Origin of the sequence: Dactylosporangium salmoneum (assembly GCF_039532525.1) — a bacterium.
Taxonomy (GTDB): domain Bacteria; phylum Actinomycetota; class Actinomycetes; order Mycobacteriales; family Micromonosporaceae; genus Dactylosporangium; species Dactylosporangium salmoneum.
The window spans coordinates 1-4,980 of the sequence record NZ_BAAARV010000129.1; the positions used below are offsets into that span (position 1 = coordinate 1).

Sequence of the window (4,980 nt, forward strand, 5' to 3'; positions counted from 1 at the left end):
CTCGCCGCCTGCGCCGGCCCCCAGCCGACGACGCCCGCCGCCACGGCCGCCGCGACGCCCGCCACGCGCGGCCCCGCCCCCGTCACGGCGTCCCCGGCGAAGATCCCCGGCGCCGGCACCCGCCCGCCGCTGTGCGACGCCCCGCAGCCGGCGCGCCAGGACCCGTACCCCTTCAACCGGGACGCCGCCCGCCGCGACGCCACCCTGGGCGCGGGCCAGCTCACCGGCCAGAGCGGCTACACCGGCGGCATCGCGTGGTTCGAGGACCTGGACGCCGCCGAACTGGCGTGGTTGCTGAACGAGCAGTACATCGACCCGCACGAGGCCCAGAACGCCGCCCCGACCGTCTGGGAGATCTTCGGCTTCCTGTGCGCCCACTCCACGGTCCGCGCCGCCGGCTACGTCGTCAGCATCGACCGCCCGGACTACCGCACGTCGATCGAATCCATCTACGGCCGCAAGCCGGACGCCGGGCTCCGGGCCGCGGCCCAGAGCTTCTGCACGGACGCGGAGGCAACCTTCGACGACCGCCTCGAGTGCTTCTGGGACTGAGCGCCCGACGGCTACGGCGCGGTGCAGCGGCCCGTCCCGGAACCCGGCCCACCCACTGCGCGAGCAGCGGCGCTTCACTGAGCGCCCGGCGGCTACGGTGCGGTGCGGCGGCCCGTCCCGGAACCCGGCCCACCCACTGCGCGAGCAGCAGCACTTCGAGGACTCGACGCCCCCTCAGAGCAGGCCGTCCGCACGCGCTTCGAACAGGACCCGTGAATGGGCTCTCACCTGACCATCGCCAGCACACCGAGCTGCAGGAACAGGTAGTCGACGTCGGCGCCAGGGTGCGTCGAGGGCCGACGACGGCCACCATCGCGCCCTGGACCGTCCTGCTCAAGCAACAAGCCGGTCGCCCGAGACCCGGCCCGGAACGCTGCCGATGGGCGCCGCTACTTCACGCCGGCGACGTCCATCGCCCGCAGCTCCTTCTTCAGCTCCGCCACCTCGTCCCGCAGCCGCGCCGCCAGCTCGAACTGCAGCTCCCGCGCCGCGCCCAGCATCTGCTCGTTGAGGTCCTGGATCAGCGTCGCCAGCTCCGCCCGGGCCATCCCGGCCCGCGCCGGCGCCGACCCGGCCGCGGCCGCCTGCCCCTTCGTCCCGCCGCCCTTCTGCCGCGCCCGGATGTTCTCCGGCGACTTGCCGCGGCTCATCTGCCGCCCGCCGCCGATGACCACCGCGCCGCCCGGTCCGTGGCCGCTCACCGCGCCCGCCGTGTCCTCGGCCTCGCGGTAGATGTCGTCGAGGATGTCGCCGAGCTTCTTGCGCAGCGGCTGCGGGTCGATGCCGTTGGCCTTGTTGTAGGCGGTCTGCTTCTCGCGCCGCCGGTTGGTCTCGTCGATCGCCTGGGCCATCGACGGGGTCATCTTGTCCGCATACATGTGGACCTGGCCCGACACGTTGCGGGCCGCGCGGCCGATCGTCTGGATGAGGCTGGTCCCCGAGCGCAGGAAGCCCTCCTTGTCCGCGTCGAGGATCGCCACCAGGCTCACCTCGGGCAGGTCGAGGCCCTCGCGCAGCAGGTTGATGCCGACGAGCACGTCGAACTCGCCGCGGCGCAGCTCCCGTAGCAGCTCCACCCGCCGCAGCGTGTCGACCTCGGAGTGCAGGTAGCGCACCCGGATGCCGTGCTCGAGCAGGTAGTCGGTGAGGTCCTCGGCCATCTTCTTGGTCAGCGTCGTGACCAGGACCCGCTCGTCGCGCTCGGTGCGCAGCTTGATCTCATGCATGAGGTCGTCGATCTGGCCCTTGGTCGGCTTGAGCACCACCTCGGGGTCGATCAGGCCGGTCGGGCGGATCACCTGCTCCACGAACTCGCCCTGCGTCTTGCCCAGCTCCCACGGGCCGGGGGTGGCCGACAGGTACACCGTCTGCCCCACCCGCTCCTCGAACTCGTCGAAGCGCAGCGGCCGGTTGTCCTGAGCGCTCGGCAGCCGGAACCCGTGCTCGACGAGCGTGCGCTTGCGGGAGGCGTCGCCCTCGTACATGCCGCCGATCTGCGGCACGGTGGCGTGCGACTCGTCGATGACGGTCAGGAAGTCGTCCGGGAAGTAGTCGAGCAGGCAGTGCGGCGGGCTGCCGGCCTCGCGCCCGTCGATGTGCCGCGAGTAGTTCTCGATGCCGTTGCAGAACCCGACCTGGCGCATCATCTCGACGTCGTAGGTGGTCCGCATCCGCAGCCGCTGGGCCTCCAGCAGCTTGCCCTCGCGGTCGAGCTCGGCCAGGCGCTCCTCCAGCTCGACCTCGATGGCGGCGATCGCCCGCTCCATGCGCTCCGGACCGGCCGCGTAGTGCGTGGCGGGGAAGATCATCAGCGAGTCCGTCTGGCGGATCTCGTCGCCGGTCAGCGGGTGCAGGTATGACAGGCGCTCGATCTCGTCGCCGAAGAACTCGATGCGGATCGCGAGCTCCTCGTAGGCCGGGATGATCTCCAGCGTGTCGCCGCGCACCCGGAACGTGCCGCGGTTGAACGCCAGGTCGTTGCGCGTGTACTGGATGTCGACCAGGCGCCGCAGCAGCTTGTCCCGGTCGATCTCCTCGCCGACGCTGACCTTGGCCGCCCGGTCGAGATACTCCTCCGGCGTGCCCAGGCCGTAGATCGCCGACACGGTCGCGACCACGATCACGTCGCGCCGGGTCAGCAGGCTCATCGTCGCCGAGTGCCGCAGCCGCTCGACCTCCTCGTTGACCGACGAGTCCTTCTCGATGTAGGTGTCGGTCTGCGGGATGTAGGCCTCGGGCTGGTAGTAGTCGTAGTAGCTGACGAAGTATTCGACCGCGTTGTGCGGCATCAGGTCGCGGAACTCCTTGGCCAGCTGTGCGGCCAGGGTCTTGTTGTGGGCGAGCACGAGCGTCGGGCGCTGCAGCCGCTCCACCAGCCAGGCCGTGGTCGCGCTCTTGCCGGTGCCGGTCGCGCCGAGCAGGACCGTGTGCCGGTCGCCGCCCCGCACCCGCTTGGCGAGCGCGTCGATCGCCGCGGGCTGGTCGCCGGAGGGCTTGTACTCGCTGACCACCTCGAAACGGCGGTCCAAGCGTGGGATGTCGAGCGCCATGCCACAACCGTACGCGGGGGGTATGACACTTTCGGGCTCCTCGCGCTGGGTGCTCGATCGTATTCAGGCTGACGATTGTGTGGGAAACATCACCGGGCTACGGTTAATGCCGTAGGCCGCTCGCGGCGGCCGTCCGGAGAGCCGGCCCGCCCATCACGCGGGCCCTCCCGGCCCCCGGTTGCAGCCCCGGCCCGTCACGGCCGGCGAGCGCACCGCGGAGGGTTCGCGCGCATCGCGCGACCGGCCGCCGCGAGCGCCCCTGTGCACCGCGCACAGAATTCAAACGGGCCCGTCGCCGGCACATGACGTACAACTGCGGCAATAACGGCATCAGTCGGACTTGATGCGCTCCCAGGCCGCGGCGACCTTGCGATCCAGCTCCTCGGGCGTCCCGTCGTTGTCGATCGCGATGTCCGCCACGGCCCGACGCTCCTCGTCCGTGGCCTGCTTGGCGATGCGGGCCAGCGCCTCCTCGCGCGTCATCCCGCGCAGCCCGGTCAGGCGGGCCAGCCGCGTCTCGATCGACGCAAAGACGATGATGACCAGCTCGTAGAGGCCGGCCATGCCCTTCTCCACGATGAGCGGCACGTCGTTGACCACCACCGCGTCCTCCGGCGCCGCCGCGACCAGCTGCGCCGTCCGCGCCCGAACCAGCGGATGGGTGATCGCCTCCAGGCGCCGCCGCGCATCGTCGTCGGCGAAGACGATGCGGGCCAGGGCCGCCCGGTCGAGCGACCCGTCGGCGGCGAGCACCGAGGGCCCGAACTCCTCGGCCACCAGGGCCAGCCCCTCGGTCCCGGGCTCGACCACCTCGCGGGCCAGCCGGTCGGCGTCCACGATCACCGCGCCGAGCGCGGCGAGGCGGCTGGCCACCGCGCTCTTTCCCGCCCCGATTCCGCCGGTCAGCCCCACCATCTTCATGGCCACCATCACACCGGAAGGTGAATCGGGCGCGCCCTCCGGGGTCGCCCGGCGTGGTCGGCACGGAATGGATGGTTTGTCAAGATACCTTCCGACTCAGGCGAAGATCCCGGGGGGCGATCATGACAGTGGGGCGACACAGCCTGGGCCGGCCGGGCCTGGCGCGCCGCGATTGGACAGGTTTCATCGCGGAGGGTAGCGGCTCGGCGACGACCCGCCGCCGGCGCGCCCGGCACCGCGCCCGAACTCGCCCGAATGCGGACACGCGGTCCCTGTTCGTGGGCGTCACGGTGCTGGGCATGCTGGCGGTGAGCGGCTGGTACACGGCGGCGGGGGCGAGCGCGGTCGCACAGATGCTGGCCCGCTGACAGGCCGTTCCGCCGTGGCGCGAGCCGTGGGTGGTCAGCGATACTCTGCCGGGCAACTGCACATCTGCCAGGACCAGAAGGACACGCTGCATGGAGCCGGGACACCCCCCACGGCAGGATCCACCGACGGAGCACAGCCACGACCAGGTGAACGGGTCGCCACCACCGCCGCCCAGGAGCCGTCGCGGCTGGATGTCCGACTCGCCGCTGGACGGCGGCTCCGGCTGGCCCACGTCCGCCTACGCGATCGTGCCGCGCCAGCCCGGGCCGGCGCAGGGCGCCCCGGCGACCCCGCCCGCCGACCCGGCCGAGCTGTCCCCGGCCGAGCTGACCCCGGCGGAGCCGGAGGCGGTGCCGCAGGGCAACCGGGGCTGGCGCGTCGCGGCCCTCGTCATCGGGCTGATCGTGCTGGTCATCGCGACCGTCGGTGGGGTGCTGGCGACGCGTGACAAGTCGAACACGGACGGCGCCGACCCGGCCGCGGTGACCACGCCGGCGCTCCAGCCGACGACGGCTGCGCCGGCGGCGGCCGCAGGCGACCCGAGTGGCCGGGCCGGCGGCAGCGCCGGCGCGGGCAGCGCCGCGGCGAG

2 protein-coding genes and 2 pseudogenes are annotated in these 4,980 nt (G+C 72.3%); 2 read left to right on the forward strand and 2 right to left on the reverse strand.

Annotation, left to right across the window (positions count from 1 at the left end):
* The coding region (locus tag ABD352_RS52895; RefSeq protein WP_344620276.1) for a hypothetical protein at positions 1–552 on the forward strand (552 nt) is incomplete at its 5' end.
* A 389-nt stretch (positions 553–941) separates the two neighbouring features.
* Here the strand turns inward: ABD352_RS52895 and uvrB are convergent.
* Both uvrB and coaE read right to left on the reverse strand, forming a co-directional pair.
* A complete protein-coding gene (gene uvrB / locus ABD352_RS52900) occupies positions 942–3,101 on the reverse strand; it encodes an excinuclease ABC subunit UvrB (RefSeq protein ID WP_344620277.1) in 2,160 nt (719 codons plus the stop codon).
* A gap of 351 nt (positions 3,102–3,452) precedes the next feature.
* Positions 3,453–4,022, reverse strand: a pseudogene (gene coaE / locus ABD352_RS52905) (dephospho-CoA kinase); the annotation flags it as partial.
* A 560-nt stretch (positions 4,023–4,582) separates the two neighbouring features.
* Here coaE and ABD352_RS52910 point away from each other — a divergent pair.
* Positions 4,583–4,980: pseudogene (locus tag ABD352_RS52910) on the forward strand (hypothetical protein); the annotation flags it as partial.

Bases quoted from the DNA above. Each gene is read 5' to 3' on its own strand.
- uvrB (WP_344620277.1), bottom strand. From the start codon at position 3,101: ATGGCGCTCGACATCCCACGCTTGGACCGCCGTTTCGAGGTGGTCAGC.